19 protein-coding genes are annotated in these 21,894 nt (G+C 37.1%); 4 read left to right on the forward strand and 15 right to left on the reverse strand.

Features of this window, described 5'->3' with window-relative positions; all coding sequences use genetic code 11:
- Positions 1 to 31: 31 nt before the first annotated feature.
- From H6G77_RS10975 to H6G77_RS11040, 14 genes are all read right to left on the reverse strand, one after another.
- Entirely contained in the window at positions 32 to 883 is an 852-nt protein-coding gene (locus H6G77_RS10975) for a glycosyltransferase (protein ID WP_190871567.1), read from the reverse strand.
- Complete coding sequence (locus tag H6G77_RS10980) at positions 880 to 1,956, reverse strand: glucose-1-phosphate thymidylyltransferase (protein WP_190590463.1); 1,077 nt, start codon at positions 1,954 to 1,956, stop codon at positions 880 to 882. Before H6G77_RS10980 ends, H6G77_RS10975 begins: the two co-directional genes overlap by 4 nt.
- A gap of 5 nt (positions 1,957 to 1,961) precedes the next feature.
- Positions 1,962 to 2,846, reverse strand: coding sequence for a dTDP-4-dehydrorhamnose reductase (gene rfbD / locus H6G77_RS10985; protein WP_190871568.1), 885 nt, complete (start codon positions 2,844 to 2,846; stop codon positions 1,962 to 1,964).
- Between the two features lie 61 nt (positions 2,847 to 2,907).
- Entirely contained in the window at positions 2,908 to 3,834 is a 927-nt protein-coding gene (locus H6G77_RS10990; protein ID WP_190590461.1) for a glycosyltransferase family 2 protein, read from the reverse strand.
- Between the two features lie 195 nt (positions 3,835 to 4,029).
- On the reverse strand, positions 4,030 to 4,575 hold the full coding sequence (rfbC, locus tag H6G77_RS10995) for a dTDP-4-dehydrorhamnose 3,5-epimerase (RefSeq protein ID WP_190590460.1): 546 nt from the start codon (positions 4,573 to 4,575) through the stop codon (positions 4,030 to 4,032).
- A 49-nt stretch (positions 4,576 to 4,624) separates the two neighbouring features.
- The gene (locus H6G77_RS11000) at positions 4,625 to 5,692 is read right to left on the reverse strand and encodes an NAD-dependent epimerase/dehydratase family protein (RefSeq protein WP_190590459.1); all 1,068 of its coding nucleotides are present in this window, start codon (positions 5,690 to 5,692) and stop codon (positions 4,625 to 4,627) included.
- 35 nt (positions 5,693 to 5,727) lie between these two features.
- Positions 5,728 to 6,795: an NAD-dependent epimerase/dehydratase family protein gene (locus H6G77_RS11005; protein ID WP_190590458.1), complete on the reverse strand. Its 1,068-nt coding sequence runs from the start codon at positions 6,793 to 6,795 to the stop codon at positions 5,728 to 5,730.
- A 5-nt stretch (positions 6,796 to 6,800) separates the two neighbouring features.
- Positions 6,801 to 8,108 carry a glycosyltransferase gene (locus H6G77_RS11010; RefSeq protein WP_190871569.1) on the reverse strand — a complete coding sequence of 436 codons (1,308 nt, stop codon included), beginning with the start codon at positions 8,106 to 8,108 and terminating at the stop codon, positions 6,801 to 6,803.
- 85 nt (positions 8,109 to 8,193) lie between these two features.
- Positions 8,194 to 10,752 carry a hypothetical protein gene (locus H6G77_RS11015; protein WP_190871570.1) on the reverse strand — a complete coding sequence of 853 codons (2,559 nt, stop codon included), beginning with the start codon at positions 10,750 to 10,752 and terminating at the stop codon, positions 8,194 to 8,196.
- 147 nt (positions 10,753 to 10,899) lie between these two features.
- The gene (locus tag H6G77_RS11020; RefSeq protein WP_242049186.1) at positions 10,900 to 14,034 is read right to left on the reverse strand and encodes a glycosyltransferase; all 3,135 of its coding nucleotides are present in this window, start codon (positions 14,032 to 14,034) and stop codon (positions 10,900 to 10,902) included.
- A 159-nt stretch (positions 14,035 to 14,193) separates the two neighbouring features.
- Positions 14,194 to 14,952 carry an ABC transporter ATP-binding protein gene (locus H6G77_RS11025; RefSeq protein ID WP_190871571.1) on the reverse strand — a complete coding sequence of 253 codons (759 nt, stop codon included), beginning with the start codon at positions 14,950 to 14,952 and terminating at the stop codon, positions 14,194 to 14,196.
- 4 nt (positions 14,953 to 14,956) lie between these two features.
- Positions 14,957 to 15,763: an ABC transporter permease gene (locus H6G77_RS11030; RefSeq protein WP_190590453.1), complete on the reverse strand. Its 807-nt coding sequence runs from the start codon at positions 15,761 to 15,763 to the stop codon at positions 14,957 to 14,959.
- A 179-nt stretch (positions 15,764 to 15,942) separates the two neighbouring features.
- Complete coding sequence (locus H6G77_RS11035) at positions 15,943 to 16,719, reverse strand: Uma2 family endonuclease (protein ID WP_190590452.1); 777 nt, start codon at positions 16,717 to 16,719, stop codon at positions 15,943 to 15,945.
- 10 nt (positions 16,720 to 16,729) lie between these two features.
- Complete coding sequence (locus H6G77_RS11040) at positions 16,730 to 17,563, reverse strand: Uma2 family endonuclease (RefSeq protein WP_190871572.1); 834 nt, start codon at positions 17,561 to 17,563, stop codon at positions 16,730 to 16,732.
- 116 nt (positions 17,564 to 17,679) lie between these two features.
- Here H6G77_RS11040 and H6G77_RS11045 point away from each other — a divergent pair, with 116 nt between their 5' ends.
- The 4 genes from H6G77_RS11045 (at position 17,680) to H6G77_RS11060 (ending at position 20,815) form a co-directional block, all read left to right on the forward strand.
- The gene (locus tag H6G77_RS11045) at positions 17,680 to 17,871 is read left to right on the forward strand and encodes a DUF2862 domain-containing protein (protein WP_190590450.1); all 192 of its coding nucleotides are present in this window, start codon (positions 17,680 to 17,682) and stop codon (positions 17,869 to 17,871) included.
- Between the two features lie 87 nt (positions 17,872 to 17,958).
- Positions 17,959 to 19,059 carry an ArsA family ATPase gene (locus H6G77_RS11050; RefSeq protein ID WP_190871573.1) on the forward strand — a complete coding sequence of 367 codons (1,101 nt, stop codon included), beginning with the start codon at positions 17,959 to 17,961 and terminating at the stop codon, positions 19,057 to 19,059.
- A 147-nt stretch (positions 19,060 to 19,206) separates the two neighbouring features.
- The gene (chlG, locus tag H6G77_RS11055) at positions 19,207 to 20,256 is read left to right on the forward strand and encodes a chlorophyll synthase ChlG (RefSeq protein ID WP_190871574.1); all 1,050 of its coding nucleotides are present in this window, start codon (positions 19,207 to 19,209) and stop codon (positions 20,254 to 20,256) included.
- A 271-nt stretch (positions 20,257 to 20,527) separates the two neighbouring features.
- Complete coding sequence (locus H6G77_RS11060; protein WP_190590444.1) at positions 20,528 to 20,815, forward strand: hypothetical protein; 288 nt, start codon at positions 20,528 to 20,530, stop codon at positions 20,813 to 20,815.
- Positions 20,816 to 20,897: 82 nt separating this feature from the next.
- On the opposite strand, the gene H6G77_RS11065 is transcribed toward H6G77_RS11060, so the two are convergent.
- Complete coding sequence (locus tag H6G77_RS11065) at positions 20,898 to 21,857, reverse strand: alcohol dehydrogenase catalytic domain-containing protein (protein ID WP_190871575.1); 960 nt, start codon at positions 21,855 to 21,857, stop codon at positions 20,898 to 20,900.
- Positions 21,858 to 21,894: the final 37 nt, after the last annotated feature.

Raw genomic sequence — 21,894 nt, forward strand, 5'->3', positions numbered from 1 at the left:
TGCTGTACAAGACCCACTTTTAACAATAACACTAGCTTTGAGGCAGATATCGCCTTAAATAGATTAACACACCATTAATTTTTCCTAGTGCCATTTGTGGTTTAATAGGTAATAAAAGGAAAGCATACAAAATCAGTCGAGTTAATCTAACGATTCGTACTGCTTTATTTGTATATTTCTCTAATGTTAATAAATAGCTGTATGTGCTGTATTTAATTTTCAGGAAAATATTGCGATTAGTAATGGAAGAAGGCTGATGAATGACACTAATTTTTTTTGTGACTGCTATCAAATACCCTTGTTGGGCATAGCGTCTACAAAAATCAAAGTCTTCATAATAAAGAAAGTATGCTGGATCAAATAAAGGTATTTCTGAGAAATTGCCTAAATTAATAATTAAACTACAGCCAGAAACCCAATCGCAAGTAATATAATCTTTATCTGTATTGGTTAACAAGTCTTGGCTGAGAATAGCACCCGTAGTAGGAGTGAAATTACCACCACCAAACCAGACTTCACCAATAGGTGTATAAATAATAGAGCCAATAATTGATAATTCAGAATGAGAATCAAAAAATATTTTGGCTTGTGCTAGGGAATTATCTGGTAAATAAGCATCAGGGTTAATTATCCAAATAATTGCTTGCTTGTTTTCTTGGTAAATATATTTTATGCCTAAGTTACAAGCCTGACCAAAACCGATATTAGTTTCAGCATGAATAATCTGTACAAATTCATGTTTTAGGTTACTAATCTCAGAATCATCTGGAGAATTATTGACAATGATGAATTTATAATTAATCTGATTACTGGAGGGTAAGGAATTAATTAATTTAGTTAACAAATTAGTCGAGTAATAGTTAACTGTTAAAAAGTAAATCATGTCAGTTCAATGTGACAATCATCACCAATCAAAAAGCGTAAAGCTTTAGGACGGCGGGGAGCAATAGTTAATTCTGCACGTTGACCAATAACGCTATCAATAATCCTCTGGTCAATTCCAGCAATTTTCGCACCTTCTAAAATTACACTATGTTCTAAATCAGTGTCGATGAGGGTGGTCTTATTAGCAATGCTACTATAAGGGCCAATAAAGCAATTTTCTAAATAACAATTGCTACCAATAATCACTGGGCCGCGAATTGTAGAATTGATAATTTGTGAATTAGCGCCTATTTGTACTCGCCCAATAATTTGGCTTTTCTCATCCACTTCACCTAAATTAGATGTCGTTAAATAAGTATCTAGAATTAAACGGTTCGCTTCTAATAAATCATCTTTTTTCCCCGTGTCTAGCCACCAACCATCTAAATTGCAGGCTAAAACTTGTTTTTGCTGATTGATTAAACATTGAATAGCATCAGTAATTTCTAACTCGCCTCGTTGGGAAGGCTGAATCAAAGAAATGGCCTGATGAATAATGGGGGAAAAGAAATAAACACCTACTAGGGCTAAATTTGATGGGGGAATTTTCGGCTTTTCAATTAATTGTAAGACTTTGCCTGTGTCATCAACCTTAGCTACACCAAAAGCACTAGGATTAACAACTTCACGTAAAAGAATTAACGCATCTGGTTGTTGTTGAGTAAATTTTTCGAGAAAATCACTTAAGTCCCCTTGCTGAATCAGGTTATCGCCCAGATACATAATAAAGGGTGAATCTGCTAAAAAAGGACGAGCGATCGCTACAGCATGAGCTAACCCGGCTGGCTGGTCTTGTAAAATGTAGGTAATCTTCGCTCCAAACAGTTCCCCATCTCCGGTTTTGTTTTGTACTTCTTTCCCGGTTTCTGGGCTGATAATAATTCCAATATCAGTAATCCCAGCCGCCACCATTTCTTCAATTCCATACCATAGAATTGGCTTATTGGCAACGGGGACAAGTTGTTTTGCGCCTGTATAGGTGAGTGGACGTAGACGTGTACCTTTACCGCCAGAGAGAATTAGTGCTTTCATGATGATCAAGATTTAGAGAGCCATTCTTTGAGCATGAGTCTCAGGCTGTGTCGCCAATAAGGTGGGTGAGTTCCTAGAACTTGTGATATTTTCCCACAAGCCAGTACAGCATAAGCAGGGCGACGAGCTAAGGTGGGGTATTCGGCGGTGGTAATGGGGACAATGTTCTGCACTGTGAGAGGAAAGCCTATTTGTTGGGCTTCTTCTAAAATCGCCACAGCAAAATCGTACCAGCTAATTACGCCACTGTTGGTGTAGTGGTAAGTGCCAGCAATTTCTGGTGTTAACTGGGGGATGATTTGGGCGATAACCCCAGCGATATCTCGCGCCCAGGTAGAACTACCAATTTGGTCTGTGACTACCTTGATTTCTGGTCGTTCTTTACCCAGCCGCAGCATTGTTTTGACAAAGTTACTTTTACCAAAACTGCCATAAACCCAAGCTGTGCGGAGAATAATGTGATGGGGAGTTGTTTGGGTAATGGCTATTTCTCCTGCAAGTTTAGTTTTCCCGTAAGTATTTAATGGGTTAGTTGCATCAGTTTCTTTGTATGGCTGACTTTGTTGACCATCAAAAACGTAATCAGTAGAAATATGAATTAAAAACGAACCCAGTTTTTTAGTTTCTTGGGCGATGATTTCGGCTGCTGTTGCATTTACGGCTGTAGCTAGTTCCGGTTCAGTTTCGGCTTTATCTACAGCAGTGTAAGCCGCAGCGTTAATAATAATTTTTGGTTGGATATCTCTGATGATTTGGCGTAGGCTATCAGGTTGAGTCAGGTCTATTTCAGGGCGTGCAGAGGCGATGATTTTGTGTTGCAGGGTCAAGATTTTTTGTAGTTCTTGACCGACTTGACCGTTACTACCCAGCAGTAAGATTGAATCATTCATAGACTTCTGCACTTTTAAATACCTGACCGTTGCTATCCTGCAAAATCTCAACCATATTAAATCATGACCAAGTTTTCCCAAGCTGACCTTTTAAACCATGATAAGTTCCCAATAGACAAGCCCAGAGTTTGAGATATTTATGCTCTAAATCATAAAACATAATCCAAAACATAGTACTCAGCATATATTTTATCCGCCATAGGACACTTATTAAACGATAATAGCCTTGAGCATAACGAGTTTCTAAGTAAGTATGGTTACGACAGATATAATAGTGCCGTAAAGCTGAGTATTTTTGTATGTAACGCTCTTTTTGGAGAAAATTTATTTTAATAGGATTACCAAAATTGTGATACATGATGGCTTGAGGGACAATCAGATTATGGAAACCTTGTTGTTTTAGTCGCAAGCCATAATCAAGGTCAACACCATCAATGAATAAATCTGCACGAGGATAACTGATTGTTTTGGCTGCATTCAAAACGATTAATGAACCAGAAGTAATAGGTGAATCGCATTCATAATATTTCTCCTCACTTAAAGGTTTATAAGCAAGAAAGTGATATTGATCAAATATTGCTCCATCAACGCTTTTATTACTTCTCTGATCAAATGCGGCTGGCGCAAGTATCCCAATTAAATAATCAGACTTAGTAAGAGTTTTGTAAACACTTATAAGTCTAATTAAACAATCTTCATGGGCTACACTATCCTGATCAAAAGCCCATAAAAAATCATATTCTTCCTCAATTGCCCATTTAATTGCCAAAGTTAGTCCTGCACCAATTCCTATATTTTCGGGATGAAACTTGACGATAATATTTTCTTGATTTGCAAGATGAAGTAAAGGTTGTTGTATGGAGTTATCTACTATTAGTAGCTTATCAACAGCTATAGATTGATTAAAAATTGCATTAATACAATTTTTTACTGCTGTTGAATCTTCATAAGCTGTTATGTAAGCTGCTATTTTGTATTGCTCCATCATTTACTTTGCCTATACTTATTCATGTTTTATCCTCAAGCTATTTTCATGGATGACCTCAAAAATAGCTTTTGCAACAGTGCGTTGAGTCAAGTAGGTCTATATCAGGCTATGCAAGAGTCATGATTTTGTCTTTTGGAGCGAGATTTGTGTAGTTATTGACCTCCTTTATAGTTGGCACCCAGCAGTCAGATTGAATCATTCATAGATTTCTGCACTTTTAAATGCCTGACCGTTGCTATCTTTAGCTGATAATATTGGTGGTTCTTGGATAGGCCAGTCTATAGCTAAATCTGGATCATTCCATAGAATAGTGCGATCGCCTTGGGGTGCATAGTAATCTGTAGTTTTGTAAAGCACCTCCGCCACTTCCGAAAGTACCAAAAAACCATGAGCAAAGCCTGGTGGTATCCACAATTGGCGTTTATTTTCGGCGCTGAGTTCATATCCTACCCATTGTCCAAAGGTAGGTGAACTTTTGCGAACATCTACAGCTACATCAAAAATACTACCAACAATAGCCCGCACTAATTTACCTTGTGGTTGGATTATTTGGTAATGAAGTCCGCGTAACACATTTTTTTTAGAAAAAGAATGGTTATCCTGCACAAAGTTAAAAGGATGATCAAGTTTATCAGTAAATTTTTGCTGGTTATACGATTCAAAAAAAAAGCCGCGTGAGTCGGAGAATACTTGCGGTTCTATTAGTAATATCTCAGGTATTGTTGTATCGGTGTCCTTCACGGATTTTGGGTAAGAGGATGTTTTGATGTGATTATTTTATCACTTAAAATTAACTGGCTTTTCGAGATACCTGAGCATAATAAATTTCTTCTAATATCTGTTCAAGGTTATACTTGTATTCCCAGTTTGGATAGTGAAGGCGAAATTTTCTCACATCTGAAATATACCAAATGTGATCACCAGAGCGATTCTGTTCTGTATAAGTATATTGCAACTTTTTGCCTACGATATTCTCACAAATTGAGATTGCTTCTAACATAGAGCAATTACTATGCCGAGAACCACCGATATTGTATACCTCTCCACACTGAGGATTTTGATAAAAGTGGTAAAAAGCGTTTACTAAATCATAACTGTGAATATTATCTCTGACCTGTTTACCTTTGTAGCCAAATATTGTGTAAGTTTCATTAGAAATAGTACATTTCATTAAGTACGCTAGAAACCCATGTAACTGAGCGCCAGAATGATTAGGGCCAGTTAGACAACCGCCTCTAAAGCTAGCAGTCTTCATCCCAAAGTATTTGCCATATTCTTGAACTAATACATCTGCTGCAACTTTAGAAACACCAAATAAGGAATGTTTAGAATTATCAATTGACATTGATTCATCAATTCCTTCCAAATACTGATGATCTGCTGCAATTTCCCAGCGATTTTCTAATTCTTGTAATGGCAAATAATTAGGAGTATCGCCATAAACTTTGTTGGTTGAAGTAAATATAAAAGTTGCTTCTGGGCAATATTGCCGAGTAGCTTCTAGTAGTACCAAAGTACCATTAGCATTGACTGTAAAATCTGTATGTGGATCTTTAGCAGCCCAGTCATGCGATGGTTGTGCTGCTGTATGGATAATCAGAGCAATATCAGAAGAATGTTCTTGAAACAGGTTTTCTACTGCGGAGCGATCTCGAATATCAATATCATAGTGACGATAGTTATTACCATATTTATCTTCCAAGATGCGACGATTCCAGTCTGTAGAAGCAGATTCACCAAAAAATACTGCCCGCATATTATTATCAATACCTACAACATGAAAACCATGTTGGGCAAAAAAGTGAACAGATTCCGAACCAATCAGACCAGAGGAACCAGTAATTACAACCGTAGGCATAGTATATTGATTCAAGTCAAATTATAATAAACATCTTAAGATAAAATGGGTTTGAGAATTGTTTCATTCTCAAGAATCCAACTATAAATATCTTGCAGAGTTTGTTCTGGATTCCTAATTGCTCTCCATCCAGTCTTAGCCATTATTTTAGAAGCATCTGTAATATATATAGGTATGTCACCTTGTCTAGCTGTTGCTTCTGATTTGATCAAAATAGATTTACCAGTAATTGCTTCGCATAGTTTAGTAGTCTCTAACAAAGACAAGCTGTTTTCTACACCTCCACCAACATTTAAAACATCTCCGTCTAAGTCCGAGAAATTTTCTAATTGGTAATCAATCAAGGTTAATAAATCATCAATATGTAATAAATCTCTAACTTGTTTACCTGTACCGCCATAGCCTATATAACTTAAAGATTTTTCAAAATAGTGTGCAGCCAGCCACAACACAAAAACACCTTGATCAACTTTACCCATTTGCCAAGGGCCTGTAATTACGCCACAACGGTTAACTATTGCCTGAATACCATAAGCCTGTCTATACTCTTCAATCAACATTTCCGAAGCAAGTTTAGTTGTACCATATAAAGAGCGGTGGCCTTGGAGTGTGAATTCTTCTGCAATCCCAAATTCAGACACTCCAGGTATTGTTTGTTGCGATGCAATGTTGAAGCGGGTTGCCAATTCTATTAAATTAAGTGACTTCAGTTTTTCAATAGGATAAATACGGCTAGTGGATAAAAATAATAACCTAGCTTGAATTTGTCTAGCTAGTTCTAAAACATTGATAGTTCCTACTAAATTCGTTTGTAAGACATATTGCGGAGAGGAAAATCCTGCTAGTACGGAAGGTTCAGCAGAACAGTCAATAATAGTACCGACCTGAAAATTTGTGGGTTCTAAATCGCTAGCCGAACGAATATCCCCATGAATAAACTCAATACCCAATTGTTTGAATCGAGGAAGGTTTAATTCTGAACCCCGTCTGCGTAAATTATCAAAACATATAACTTTCCACTGAGGATTTTGCTTTTTTAAACTAATTGCCAAAGAACTACCAACAAAACCTGCTCCTCCTAAAATTAAAATCCTGTCTGACATTTATTTTAAGCCTTTGATTTAACAACAGTTTTTTTATGATTAAGATGATAATCACCACGAGATAAATGCTTTTCTAACCAAATATACAGAACTATAAACAAATATCGACTGCCCATTTCTTTGAGTTTTAGCTTAGAAACTCCAGTAGTTCTGTTGCGCCAAGTTATAGGAATAGTTGTATAAGAATACCCCCTAACAATTGCCTTAAGAGGTAGTTCTACTGTTAAGTTAAAATGGTGAGATATTAATGGTGAAATTCCTTCTATCACCTCTTTGCGATAAATTTTAAAGGCATTAGTTGTATCATTGAAGTTAAGACCAAATAATATTTGAACAAACAAATTTGCTAAACGATTTATAAATAATTTATGGCTAGGATAGTCAATTACTTTACCGCCCTTAATAAAGCGAGAACCAAAAACACAATCGTAACCTTCTTGGAGTTTATGGTAGTAAGATACTATATCTTCTGGTGCATCTGAACTATCTGCCATAACTACTGCTACAGCATCACCTGTAAAATTTTCCAACCCACAGCGCACTGCAAAACCAAAACCATTAGGATAATAATTATTTATATATCGCAGTCTAATATTTTCAGAATTCATTTGCTGCAATAATTCTTCAGTCTTATCCTTACTGTTATCGTTCACAACTAAAATTTCATAATCTATATTTTCCTGTTCCAGGAATTGACTAATAGTATTAACAGTTTGAACTATACAATCTTCTTCGTTATAAGCTGGAATTACTAGTGATAAAGTATTGATAGGTTTTGATAACTTTTGGGGTTCAGCCTTCCTGACTTTTGAATTTCCTGATAAAGCGGGAGCTAAGGATTCGGGATAATATGTATCTGATGAGTTTATTATTTGTGATTGATGGTTATTATTTTTAGATGGATTTTTAAAAACAAACCTATCACTAATGAAATAATTAATAGAGGCACTTAAAAGCACACCTATTAAAGTATTGATAGCGTAGTTAACACCGAACCAATCCAAAAGCGGGAATATCAGAAAAATTCGAGCAATCACCGCTACACCAGCAGAAACATGATAAAGAGGTAGTTGTCGTAAAAATACTTCTTTAAAATTCCAGATTCCGCCAGTCCAAACCCAAATTCTATATATGAAGAAACTAAATACCAGAGAAATTTCTATTGAAAATACATTAGCAATATTTCGTAATAAAGGAGTATTAAAGTTGAACTTTTCAATTAGTAAAAAAATTAACGCTAAATTTAGTGCCGCAGCTAAACCACCACCTAGCAGGAACTTTAAAATCTTTAAGGAAAAAAATTTTTTGAACATAAATAGATTTCACCCCTTAAATACAAGCCTGAAATAATCAGATCTTAAATACTAAAATATTAATTCAAAATATAATTGCCATTTATTAAAGATAATTTAGTTTTAAGTCTTGTTGGTTTTGAAATCGTCTAGCAACTTTATTCACGGGATCGTAAATCCAAATTTTAACAACATGATTATCTTTAGGGATATTATCTGAGTCTAAAGATATTGACCAACCTGATTGATTATAGTTTGGATTTTTATAAAATTCTCCAACATCGTATCTATCCCAACTTGTTTTAGTCATTGCTAGAGGAATATTTGCATCGCTATATGTTATAAGAATTGAAACTGCCTGTTGAGGATTGCTCTTAGATACTATCCATCCATATAAATATATTTCTTCTCCTCTTTTAAAGCTAACTTCGGGAGAGTCCAATGAACCGATATATTCTTCAGTGGGTTCTTGTAGAAACTTGATTCCTTTCAGGTTAGTTATATCAAGAGATTTATCTTTAATTTGAATAGATGGATCTACTTGATAAGTATCCATTTTTATTTGAATATTTTTCTTATACAAAAAAGGATTAACAGCCGAAAACTTAAAGGATCTCACTCGCTGGTTCCATTTCCCCTTAAAGAATGAAAGAGCTTGAATATCATTTAACGGTAAGTGACTAATGATTATACCATTTTCAGAATTTTCTGGAATTATTCTGAAAGAATGGCTACTAGCATTTTTGAAAAGAATATCAATTTTTACAGGAGGCGATCTAAATATCATTTTGTATATTTTTCCTAAAAATGAGTAGTTGAATTTTACAGATGCTCGCACTAAATGAGATGAGTCTGAAATATTCGTAGATTCATTCCATTTTATTGTTAATTCTTGACTCTCTACAGATGATAAGCATATATTTTTATCCCGTTTTTCAAGCAATAGCAAATTAGATACTTCCGATGTATTTAAACTGATCAATTCATTAAATTTAGATGATAATTTATAATTGCAAGCTATGTAAGAGAAGGTAGATGGCTCATCAAAAAAAGGATGTCTGTTATCAATAGTATTAAAACCATATATGATGTAGCTAGGTGTCTGACTTGATATACTATTAAAGTTAGCTGTGTCAAGGAATTTAGTATAGGCAGAGTAAGACTGAAATATAGGTCTTGATTTCCATTTAAGATTATTTGATTCAACGAGTGAAATTTCCCAAGGTATAATATCTACTGTTTGATTATTGATTACTTGTAATAACTCTTCAGAGAATTTAACCTTTGCTAGTTCTAAACTACTATTTGTATTGATGTTATGACGTAGATTTTCTGTTTTTGTTAAAGCTAATACTTTGTTAATAACATTAATTGGTTTAAAATCGTTAACTATTTTTACGCCGATATTTGCATTAGAATTGCCAAAAGGAGATGTTGCAAAACAATATATAGAAATAATTATTCCTGAATAAATTAATGTGATTTTTCTAAAAGTTTTAAACTTATTGCTTAATTTGGTGATACTTATAGCAGCTATTATGAGGAAGGATTGTATAAAAATGTAAACATGTCCATCTTGGCGCACATAGCCATGTTTAAAACTCATCCATAAAGTAAAAGCTAAAGCCAAACTCAGACCTAAATATTCTTGACTTTGACGTATAATTTGAATTAGTAGTATAAGTATTATTAAAATCCCTACAATCGCAAATCCTACCTCCCAAGCCGAGCCAACTATACTCATGGCACTAGAATAGCCAGAAGAAATTTCAAACGAACCCCTGAAATAATCTAGTAACTGAGGAGATATATAAATACTGGTTATAAAAATACCCAATGTATATGTTAAATAAAAAGTATTTTTAAAGTCAATTTTTTTATAAATTACTTTTTCTGATAAATGAGATTGATTTATTTTATAAATTACTTTTGTTTGAAATAACCAAGATAGAATTCCTAAAAATGTGGCAGAAAATACGCATACAGTAAGCAATCTAAAATTGCCTGCTAAATTTGGGTTCAATAATAATAAAGAAACAGTTAATGCTGCTATGATAGCATCTAGAACAGCAAATAAACTTTGTGATAGATATGATTGAACTTTGAAACTTTTCCAGACCTCGGATAAAAGTATCAAAATCGTTATTCCTAATGTACAAACTCCAATGTTAAACTTGGTAAGTAAACATAATCCTGATAATGAGCCAAGCCCCAAAGCACATATTCTAATATTATTTTTGTTAATAATATTGTTCCAGGACAAAACCATTATGAATGCAAAGATTATCTTGTAATCAATGGATAAACCAAATAAGTAAGCTAAAAATATACTAGTAGACAGTAAGCATTTGTCGAGATTGCTTTTTTGAATTTTAACTGTTGCAAGACTGACACAAAAGGTTATTAATTCAACAGCTATACGAAATATTAATATCGGATAAAAGTTTTTTTCAAGTACAGCACCATGAATTAAATAACCCAATGGCCCATAGGTAAATATAATATCTTTTCCAAAATAAAGTTTATTTAAAGCAGCACGACTAATTGCATATTGCCAAGACGGGTCAAGCCCTATTCTTATTCCTGAAGGTAAGTTAAGAAAGGCAAGGAATATATATATACATATAATAATAGATGCTATTCTAATAAGTCTCTCTGATTTCATATAATTTAATTTTCTACTCAAATTTCAGTCATATATATTGAAAAATTAGTTAAGATTCATAGAAGTTTTTAGATACTTCTTTAAGTAAAAAATATAAGCTTTTTAAAAAGCTTATATTAGCAATAAAATCTAAATTCATTATGTTGCTTATTCTAGTTTAAGGCTGTAATCTTCATGCTTAGATGTCAAGTTAATACTATAACAGGGATCGTTGTCAATAAACTTTTTCCACTTGTTTTGCATATACTCTGTTTCTTGGAGAAACCTTGCTATCTTTTCCGGTGTATCTTCGTAACCTCGGCTTTTAGATTCATAGTGATATAACATAACGTGTGGCAAATAGATGTTTCTGTAACCTTTTTCAACAATTTTTAAACATAGGTCAACGTCATTAAACGCAACTGCAAGTTTTTCTTCAAAACCTTCTACTGCTTCAAAAACTTCTCGTCGGCACATTAAACAAGCGGCTGTCATAGCCGAATAATTATTTACAGTTGCAATTTGATCAAAGTATCCAGGTGAATCGCTGGGATAATTTTTATGACTATGCCCGGCTACTCCTCCAATACCTATAACTACGCCAGCATGTTGAATGGTATGATCGGGATATAAAAGTAAGGCTCCAACAGCTCCTATAGATGGTCTTTGAGCTTGTTCAACCATTGCATCTATCCAGTCAGGTGTAATTACTTCAATGTCATTGTTCAAAAACAGTAAGTAATCTCCCTTGGCTTGATTTACAGCATAATTATTAATCCTGGAGTAGTTAAAAGGGATATCTAGACGATGGCATTGGAATCTGTTGGGTTCTTTTTGTTGCCATTTAGAAAAAATCCTAAACGTATTTTCTTCCTCGCTACCATTGTCTATAAGAATAATTTCGTAATTTGGGTAAGTTGTTTTTTCAAAAATAGATGTTAGACACTTGTCTAAAGTATTACCCAAATCTCTTGTAGGGATAATAATACTGACAAGTTTATAGTCTTTAATTGTGTATCGAATTATGTGATGTCCTGCAAGGCTTTTAGCTTCTGTAACTCGTCCATCTTCACCTCGTCTAACAAGCGCATCTGCTAGTGCTTTTTCTGCTGCTATGACAGCATAAGGCTTTTGATCAGCTTTGCTTGCAGCAGATTGGGGATGAATTCTCCAGTGGTATAGTATTTTGGGTATGTGAAAAATTCGCGTTGTTTTTTCTGTTAACCTCAAAACCAAATCATAATCTTGGCTGCCTTCATAACCTATTCTAAAACCACCAATTTTTTCTACTAATTCTCGTCGGTAAGTGGCTAGATGACAGGTATACATTCGAGATAAAAATGAGTCAGGACACCAATCTGGTTTAAAGAATGGATCTTGAAGTTTCCCATTTTCAGCCATTTTATCTTCATCAGAATAAATCATATCTGCGTCTGGATGCTGATTGAGCAACAGAGCAACTTCATATAGGGCATCAGGAGTTAGAATATCATCATGATCAAGTAAACTGATGAATTCACCAGTAGCAAGCTCTAAAGCTGAGTTAGAACAACGCGAAATATGACCGTTTTCATTTCTAAAGACAACTTTTATCCGAGAGTCTTTTGATGAGTAATCTTCAAGAATTTGTCTGATTTGATTATCTGTGGAAGCATCATCAGCAATACATAGTTCCCAATATGGATAAGCCTGATTTAAGACGGAATCAATAGCTTCCCGCAAAAAATTTGCAGGCGTATTAAAAACAGGCATAACAATGCTAATGACAGGCTTGTAAGTTAATAAATCTACCTGTGCAGGCATCTTTTTTAAAGCATCTTGAGTAGGGTAGTTTATGTTCAACCACCTCTGATAGTCAATATCATTAGCATGAGGAACACCTGGCAATGCTAAAACAGGGTTTAGTGTATAGTTGAAATTGAAGAATATTTTTTTGAGTATTTGATAGAATACGTAGCTGAATCCCTTGGCTCGAAAAATAGCCAACAGATATTTTGCTTCTGAGAATAAACTTTGACGGAAAGAAACATTTGGATTGACTAAACCAATCGCATTTCTGAAATTAAACCATACTGTTCGCATCTGCCAAAATTTACTACTTTCCATTGCTGCGATCATAATTTGCGATCGCTCCAATTCAGATTGTGTATGTTGGAGTTGAGATTGTGTATGTTGGAGTTGAGATTGTGTATGTTGGAGTTGAGATTGTGTATGTTGGAGTTGAGATTGTGTATGTTGGAGTTGTTGGGAAAAAATTTCGCGTTCATTAAATATACGCCAATAAGCTTTTCCTATTTTTCCAATAACTTGTTTAGAGTTAAAACTAATATAATCATTATTTATTTTATTATCAATATTTATACAAGTAAGTACTGTTTCAACGTTTTTTGTTAATGAATAATTTTCAATAGCATAGTTTTTAAAAAAGCTTAAATATTTTTTACTTTCAATAAAGCCGTTAATTAAGCTGTCCATTATTTGTTCACTCTGAAATCGCTGATAACAGCATCTGCCTGAATAGTTAAACCACTCTGCAATCTGAAAATTATCTGGAGTTAACCAACCAGGCCCACCAAAATGGTCGTAACAAAATACAGGAATTTCTAAAGCCATGCAGTGTTGGACAGTTCGACCTATTGTTATGATTGCATCATAAGAACTAAGCACATCCATATCAACTAATTTAGCAATTCCTGAGATTCCTATTAAATCAACATCTATATTTTTCAATCTTAAAAGCTCTATAGCATCTAAAATTTCTCTTGGTGGATGGTTAGAAATTATTGCAACTTTACTTAATTCAGGACTATTTCTATTTCTATTTCTACTTTGATTAAACCAATCTAAATATACAGAATTTTTAAATACAAATATTTTATCAAGATTTAAATTTACATCTTTATTAGATTTTATAATTTCGTTTTTTGTTTCCTCTGAATTACATAAAATTAAATCAGATTGCGAGCGAAAGAAAGGAATTGCTTCTAAAGGTTCATAAGGTGACAAACTACTGATAACTAAAAACTTAGTTTTAACAGAATCTTCGACTAAGCATTTTACTAATACTGGATAATGATGACTCCATACTAAATCAAATTCTTTTTCTTCTATGGATTGATTTAAAATATTAATAACTTTAATACCTCGTTCACTAAAATGCTTTTCAACATCACCACCCAATCGGAAAGTTACAACAGTTACATCCCAACCTGTTCGTTGAAATTCGTTTGCCAGATCAAGAGTAACAAGTTCTGAACCAGCATAATTCATCAGATGATGATTTGTTAGTAAAACTTTAGACATATATCAGCAATAATTAATTCTTCGTTGCGTACTCTGAGAATTGCTAAAATTTTGTGTTGTTTTTTAGTTCTTAGTTTATAGATTTTCTTTTTTCTTTGAAAGATTCTAGCAAAATTTTTAATCATAAGGGCTTCTTTGTAAAATTAAATCAATATAATATCATCTATCCATCTGCCCATCTGCCACGTTCACTGATTGCAAATAACACTCTACCGTTTCGTCAGCACTACCCAAAAATTTAACTTGTCCTTTATTCAACCAGATAGCTCGTTGACAGGAACTTTTAATAAAACTTAAATCATGGGATACTACCAAAATAGTTGCATTCCCATCCCAAAAGTTATTAATTCTCTGTTTACTTTTATTTCTAAAACTTTCGTCACCTACAGACAAAACCTCGTCAAGAATCAATATATCTGGTTGTACATCTGTGGCAATGGCAAACCCTAATCTAGCCACCATACCTGATGATAAACCTTTCACTGGAACTAAGGCATAGTCTTGTAATTCAGCAAACTCTAAAATTGAACCAGTTCGCTCTTTCATTTCGGCTCTAGAAAAACCCAGCAGTACACCATAAAGACTAATATTATCCATTACAGAAATATCTGGATCAAATCCTGCACCTAATTCAATCAAAGGCGCAATCTTTCCACGAACCCTAACAGCACCACTTGTGGGTTGCAAAATTCCACAAATTATTTTTAGCATTGTTGACTTACCAGAGCCATTCGCTCCGATAATACCTATTTTTTCTCCTTGGTCAACAACCAAATCGATTTTGTCTAGTACCAGTTTTTTGGCTGGCTGACGGTATTTGCCTTCCAAAACAGATAACAGAGTTTTCTTGAGGTCGTAAGAAAACTCTTCTTGTGTCCGTCGCCAAAGCGAAACTTGATCTAGACGAATTACTTCCATCTACTTATAACAAATCCATAAATTGATTGCGTAACATTTGGAAACACGCCCATCCTAGTGTCAAAATAATTATGCCACTAAGTAAAGCACCCCAAATTAAATTTAAATCGGGAAAGTTGCCTGATAGGGTAATTTGCCGTAAACTTTCAATGATTGGTGAAAAGGGATTCAATGCTAAAAATGGCTTAACTTGTTTGGGAACAATAGCTGCTGGATAAAAAACAGGACTACTCATCCAAAAAACGAATGTAACTAATTCATAAAAATAGGGTAAGTCTCTGAAAAAGACATACAGCGCACTGACTAAAAAGCCAATTCCCGTACAGACTAACACAAGCGACAGAAATGGAAACAGTAGTGCGAGGACATTCACCAAATTCTTGGAATAAATTAAAGTGATTAATGCTAGTAAAGGCAAAGCCCCCATTGTAAATTGCAATATATTAGCAGCAATCATGGACACTGGAAAGATGCTGACGGGTAAACGAATTTTATTCAGCAAAGCGCCATTTGCAACTACACTACTTAAAGCCTGGGATGTCGATGCTGAAAAAAAGTTAACTACAATCAGCCCCGTAAACGCAGCTAAAACATAGTTGAGTATTGAGTTGTTGTAATAAGAGGCAAAAGCAGCACCAAAAATGGCAGTATATAACCCTGTCATAATGAGTGGGTTTAATAGCGACCAATACACTCCTAAAAAAGAGCCTCGATAACGAACTTTCAGATTTCGCTTAACCAATACATGGAGTAATTCCCAGTAGCGTTTTGCCTGTAACCACTTTGCATCATCTTTCAACACAGTTGTCATTTTCCCAGACCACCACACACTACGGGAGAGTTATTAGCGAACTTTATACTATAAGAGGGGCAAAACTGCAATTGACTGTATCATTCTTTTTGAAAGACAATTAATCCCTCATCGTCATCAGCAACCATATTTTTAGATAAAAATGCCATATTCTCAGCCTGGAAGCGAGAATCACCAGCTTAACTTAAATTATCTGGGTCAATTCCTTGCGCTCTTAAATACTCTGCCAGTTTATCAGCCCGTTGACGTTCTTGTTCGGCTCTTTGGCGTTCTTGTTCAGCCCGTTGGCGTTCTTGTTGGGCTTGTTCTTTTAGCGTGGGTATCCAACCTGCGGTGTTATACCAGCGTAACCATAAACCCGTTGTCTGTTGATAAGTACCTTGCCAAAGACCCAAGCCTAAATCTAACTCTTTCAACCAAAATTGATTATCTGTTAAAGCCATTGACTTATAACCAGCACCATTAAGCTGAAAAACCCGCAAATTGTTTTCGTAGCGGTCATAGACAACATAATAAGGAACGCGCAACATTCGCTCATAAACTTCCCATTTAGTCGGGGGTTTGTTGGCTTCCCGCAGTGTTTGTCCCAAATCTTCTTGTTCTGTACCTGGGGAAAGTAATTCAACTACTAAATATGGTGCAACACCCTCTTGCCATATAACGTAACTTAAACGTAATTCTTGCTGTTGTTCTGCTGTCGGTACTCCTAAAACCATGTACCAATCAGGACGTTTGTACCACAATGGATGGCGGGGGTCATAGTAAAGGTTTAAGTCACTCGCCAGTAAAATTTCTGCTGATGAATAGTTAGCAGGTTGACAAGTTTCAGTTAGTAAATCTGCTTGCATACAATGAAATTCGTCTGGCAACCCTGATTCCCCAATTAATTCACTGGGTAAATCATACATTGTTGGCATGGTTCCTTGTGGCGGACGGGGCGGGTCAGTTTGATACATTGCTGCTACCTCAAGTCATAGTGTCTGGGTCAACACCCAGAGAACGCAAATATTCTGCCAAGCGTTGCGATCGCTCCTGTTCTTGTTGCAATCTTAATTCAGTATCAGATAACTGCTGCTGTACCTCGACTGCTTGTTGCTGTGCCTCAACTGCTTGTTGCTGTGCCTCGACTGCCTGTTGCTGTGCCTCGACTGCTTGTTGCTGTGCCTCAACTGCCTGTTGATATGCTGCAATTGCTTGCTGTTGCAGGTTTAGCGCCGCCTCTTCTGGTGTTGGCACTAAGTCCCCTTCAGGAGTAAAGTAACGGAGTTTAGCATTTTCTACACCTAAATACAGACCAAGTACCTCACTCCAACACCAGCCACGCCCATCAGGCTCGATTTGTTGATATTTATTGCCAATCAACTCAAAACCAGCAAATTCTAGACTTTCGGGTGAAAACCAAAAATACTCAGGTGTGTGAAATCGGTTTTCATAGAGACTTTTCTTTAAATTCCGATCAATGTTAGCTGTGCTTTCCGAGAGTAATTCAATAATCAAATCAGGATAACGACCATCTTCTTCCCAAACTACCCAAGAATTGCGGGGGCGCTTTTCTGTATCCTTCACTAAAAAAAAGTCTGGGCCACGAAAATCTCGATTTCGTAATTGCTGACGACTAAAGTATATTGTCAGGTTTGCACCAATAAAATAGTCATTTTGGTCACGCCACAGCCATTCTAAACAAGTAACTAACAGTAATAGCTGTGCATAATGCAACGAAGTTTCCATTTCCGGCTCATCACTCAACAACCGAGTTGCATCGGGCATTTGTTGTTCTAGCTGTTGCGCTGTGACAAACATGGTTTTATACCTGATTGCGTGTTGATTTAATTTTAATTTGGAGTGGAACGAAGTGACAGATAAGTCCCAGATTCCGCTAAACTGAGACTTGGTTTATTGCATTGTAATCAGGCAGCATGGAAATCGGACAAAAGGTTAAGGTGTATCGTCTACGCGATCGCGTATCTAGCTCAATTGCTCAAAAACTTGGTAAAGTCGGCGTTATCGAAGGCTACAAAATGACTGATGGTAGCGGCGTTGGTATAGTAGTGAAGTTTGAAGATAATAGCGCCACTTGGTTTTTTGAAGACGAAATCAAACCTGTGTAGCTAGGACAAACTCAAGGCGGAAGCTAAGAGTATTTGCCTAATGCTAAGTTGGAGTGGAAACAACAGGCGGTAATTGGAAATCACGAAATGTCCCTAATATTGACATTTTTGGGCAAAGGCGGCATCGCACGTAGCAAAGTTGCGATCGCCGCAGCTAAACTATTGGCAAGTCAAGGTAAACGTGTACTTCTAGCAGGATTGGCAGAACCAGTTTTACCTATCCTCTTAGAAACTACACTCTCGGCTGACCCTCAAGAAATTGCTCCTAATTTGCAAGCAGTACAGTTGTCTGCATCTGTACTTTTAGAACGCAATTGGGAAGAACTTAAAAAACTAGAGGCACAATACCTCCGTACACCCATTTTTAAAGAGGTTTACGGTCAAGAACTGGTGGCATTGCCAGGAATGGACAGCGCCCTCGCCTTAAATGCTATCCGTGAATATGATGCCAGTGGCAAATATGATGCAATTATTTACGATGGCACTGGTGATTCTTTTACTTTGCGGCTGTTGGGTTTGCCAGAATCTCTCAGTTGGTATGTGCGGCGATTTCGACAGTTGTTTGTCAACTCCGATTTAGGCAAGACAATTTCTGAATCGCCATTAATACAACCACTAATTACCAGTTTTTTCAACATCAATTGGACAGCAGATAACTTTGCTCAACCCACCAATCAAGTCAACGATTTCTTAGATAAGGGTAAAGCGGCTTTGGCTGACCCCAAAAGAGTTGCAGCCTTTTTGGTAACAACCAATGACCCCATAGAAGTGGCAGTTGCTCGTTATTTGTGGGGAAGCGCACAACAAGTTGGTCTGACGGTAGGTGGAGTTATCCAAATTGCTGACCAGACAACAGCAGATTTAACGGCGGATTTTGCACCGCTATCTGTAAATGTTGTGCCGGATGTGACCCAAGGTAACTGGCAACCCCTAATAGATGCCTTACCCAACTTTGCAGCACAAGCCAGCCAAGTACCCAAGCCCATAGAAATCGATGTCCATAACCGTCAGGTACGCTTATTTTTGCCTGGATTTGATAAAAAACAGGTAAAACTTACCCAGGTAGGGCCAGAAGTCACAGTAGAAGCCGGCGACCAACGGCGAAACATCTTCTTACCACCAGCCTTGACTGGTAGATCAGTAACTGGCGCAAAATTCCAAAATAACTATTTGATTATTTCTTTTTAAACCAGGATGAAGGATGAAGTGGATAGCAGGTGACAGGTGACAGGTTATGGGCTTAAAAGCCTTTTTCTATCTGATTTTGATTATCTGTTGATGTTATCGCTATCAAATTTCATCCTTCATACTTCATACTTTCCCATACATAATCTTATGACTGAATCAACTCCCGTACCCCCCAATTCCAATCCGGCTGAGGCGGTAGACTCAGTAATAGATAGTTCTAGTGAAGCAGGAACAGTAGCCACAAACGAACGCACTGCCAAAACTCGTCAGCTACTAGGAATGAAAGGCGCAGCGCCAGGAGAAACTTCCATTTGGAAAATTCGCCTGCAATTGATGAAGCCAATTACCTGGATTCCTTTAATTTGGGGCGTGGTTTGCGGTGCAGCTTCCTCTGGTAACTATACCTGGACTCTAGAAAATGTCTTGAAAGCCGCAGCTTGTATGTTACTGTCGGGGCCGCTGCTGGCTGGTTACACCCAAACCATGAATGATTTTTATGACCGCGAAATTGATGCCATTAATGAACCTTACCGTCCCATCCCTTCCGGCGCAATTTCTGTACCCCAGGTAGTAACCCAGATTTTACTATTGTTAGTATCGGGGATTGGTTTGGCATACGTGCTGGATATCTGGGCGGGTCATGAATTTCCAACCGTTGCAGCACTGGCAGTTTTCGGCTCATTTATTTCTTATATTTACTCTGCCCCTCCTCTGAAACTCAAGCAAAATGGTTGGCTGGGTAACTATGCTTTAGGTGCAAGTTACATTGCTTTACCTTGGTGGGCTGGTCATGCTTTGTTTGGTGAACTGAATTGGCAAGTTTTGGTTCTCACCTTAATTTACAGCTTGGCTGGATTGGGGATTGCCATTGTCAACGACTTCAAGAGTGTCGAAGGCGATCGCCAATTAGGATTAAAATCACTACCAGTTATGTTTGGTGTCACCACCGCCGCCTGGATTTGTGTCCTGATGATTGACTTATTCCAAGGCTTTATGGCTGCTTATCTCGTCAGTATCCATGAGAATTTATACGCCGCCATCTTGGTGTTGTTAATCATTCCCCAAATCACTTTCCAGGATATGTACTTTTTGCGTGACCCCTTAAAGAATGACGTGAAATACCAAGCCAGCGCCCAACCATTCCTCGTGCTGGGAATGCTGGTGGTTGGTTTAGCATTAGGTCACGCTGGAGTCTAAAAAAGTTCTGAGTTCAAAGTGCTGAGAAATCCACAAATTCATATCAAGTTGCAGTCAAAAATAGTAACCTGGGGTGGGAGTAGCGAGTAGGGTAGGGGACAGGAGAAAAATGTTATACTCCACACTCAGCACTCACACTTCGACTGCGCTCAGTGTACAGTACTCAGCACTTTCAATCTGGTGAGTTTGAATATTTCTTAGGACTCAGCACTTAACCCTCTGCACTGCGATAACATAACTTTTAAGCGTTGATTTTTATTCAGGAATAGCCGTGTTGGAAGCGATTATATTTCTCATTCACGGGATGCAAAAATTTTTAGTACCTATTTGTTTTGTTGTAGCATGGGGTTTAATGATTCTCGTGGCGTGGAGTTTGTGGAGTACAGCACGAGATAGTGTCGCCACAGCCAAACAAATGCACCAAATTCCCTGTCCTGGGTGCCAGTTTTTTACCGATGACTATCGCCTCAAATGTACAGTACACCCTTCTGTCGCCAATACAGAAGATGCAATCAACTGTATGGACTATCAAGCAAAGACAAATCCTTATTTATATTAGGGTGTGGGGGTGTGCAGGTGTATGGGTGTAGGGGTTTATGGGTATGAGGGTGTTCTCAATTTCATACTTCATACTTCACACTTCACACTTTACTAATTTCCAACAACACTTTTAAAACGCCCCGACGTTGTGCTGCTGCAAAAGCTGTAAGACCTTCTGTCAGGGGATAATGGGCATGAATTAAAGGTTTTACGTCTACTTTTTCTGCTGCTAATAATTCTAGTGCTGCGGGGAATGGGCCACAACGGGAACCGATGAGGGTGATTTCGTCTACCACCAAAGACGAAGCGTCTAAACTGAGGTTGCCTGCGTAGGTACTTTTCATGACTAGGGTACCACGGGGACGTAAAGCACGACGAGCGATCGCAAATCCTTCGGGATTACCTGTACAATCTACAGCAATATCAAAAGCTTTATCTTGAACTGCATCAACTAAACCCGTTTTAATTCCTCTCGCGGCTAAGTTCGCCAGTTTTTCAAGATGACGACCCACAACCAACAAATCACAGTTAGTTAACGCCAGTGTTTGCGCTACCAGTTGACCAAGTTTACCATCGCCTACCACTAACACGCGGTCATCGGGACAAACAACCACTTGCTGTTGAATTTCCAAAGCGGCTGCTAGAGGCTCAGTAAAAGTTGCAATATCTGTAGGTACATTATCCGGTACAAGATGTAAGTTTTTTACGGGTAAACACAGATAATCTGCAAAAGCCCCGTGACGGTTCACAATACCCAGTACTGTACGATTTTCGCAGTGCGTCGGCTGTCCTCGAAGACAGAAGCGACAATGACCACAGGCGGCGTTAATTTCGCCTACTACCCGTTGATTAATTAAGTTCTCTGGGCCTTGTTCCACAACACCAACAAATTCATGTCCCAAAATCCCAGTATATGGATAGTAACCACGCTGCAATTCCAGGTCAGTATTACAAATTCCCGCCCGCACAACCCGTACCAACGCTTCCCCTAATTGCGGTTCTGGAACTGGAATATCTGTGCGTAGTTGCAGTTGTTGGTTTTCAAGCCAGAGTCCTTTCATACTACTTTACTGGTAGATACTGTACTCACCGGTGATT

Source organism: Aulosira sp. FACHB-615 (assembly GCF_014698045.1).
Taxonomy (GTDB): Bacteria; Cyanobacteriota; Cyanobacteriia; order Cyanobacteriales; family Nostocaceae; genus Nostoc_B.

Bases quoted from the DNA above. Each gene is read 5' to 3' on its own strand.
- H6G77_RS10975 (WP_190871567.1), bottom strand. From the start codon at position 883: ATGATTTACTTTTTAACAGTTAACTATTACTCGACTAATTTGTTAACT.
- H6G77_RS10980 (WP_190590463.1), bottom strand. From the start codon at position 1,956: ATGAAAGCACTAATTCTCTCTGGCGGTAAAGGTACACGTCTACGTCCA.
- rfbD (WP_190871568.1), bottom strand. From the start codon at position 2,846: ATGAATGATTCAATCTTACTGCTGGGTAGTAACGGTCAAGTCGGTCAA.
- H6G77_RS10990 (WP_190590461.1), bottom strand. From the start codon at position 3,834: ATGATGGAGCAATACAAAATAGCAGCTTACATAACAGCTTATGAAGAT.
- H6G77_RS11000 (WP_190590459.1), bottom strand. From the start codon at position 5,692: ATGCCTACGGTTGTAATTACTGGTTCCTCTGGTCTGATTGGTTCGGAA.
- H6G77_RS11005 (WP_190590458.1), bottom strand. From the start codon at position 6,795: ATGTCAGACAGGATTTTAATTTTAGGAGGAGCAGGTTTTGTTGGTAGT.
- H6G77_RS11010 (WP_190871569.1), bottom strand. From the start codon at position 8,108: ATGTTCAAAAAATTTTTTTCCTTAAAGATTTTAAAGTTCCTGCTAGGT.
- H6G77_RS11015 (WP_190871570.1), bottom strand. From the start codon at position 10,752: ATGAAATCAGAGAGACTTATTAGAATAGCATCTATTATTATATGTATA.
- H6G77_RS11020 (WP_242049186.1), bottom strand. From the start codon at position 14,034: ATGTCTAAAGTTTTACTAACAAATCATCATCTGATGAATTATGCTGGT.
- H6G77_RS11025 (WP_190871571.1), bottom strand. From the start codon at position 14,952: ATGGAAGTAATTCGTCTAGATCAAGTTTCGCTTTGGCGACGGACACAA.
- H6G77_RS11030 (WP_190590453.1), bottom strand. From the start codon at position 15,763: ATGACAACTGTGTTGAAAGATGATGCAAAGTGGTTACAGGCAAAACGC.
- H6G77_RS11035 (WP_190590452.1), bottom strand. From the start codon at position 16,719: ATGTATCAAACTGACCCGCCCCGTCCGCCACAAGGAACCATGCCAACA.
- H6G77_RS11040 (WP_190871572.1), bottom strand. From the start codon at position 17,563: ATGTTTGTCACAGCGCAACAGCTAGAACAACAAATGCCCGATGCAACT.
- H6G77_RS11045 (WP_190590450.1), top strand. From the start codon at position 17,680: ATGGAAATCGGACAAAAGGTTAAGGTGTATCGTCTACGCGATCGCGTA.
- H6G77_RS11050 (WP_190871573.1), top strand. From the start codon at position 17,959: ATGTCCCTAATATTGACATTTTTGGGCAAAGGCGGCATCGCACGTAGC.
- chlG (WP_190871574.1), top strand. From the start codon at position 19,207: ATGACTGAATCAACTCCCGTACCCCCCAATTCCAATCCGGCTGAGGCG.
- H6G77_RS11065 (WP_190871575.1), bottom strand. From the start codon at position 21,857: ATGAAAGGACTCTGGCTTGAAAACCAACAACTGCAACTACGCACAGAT.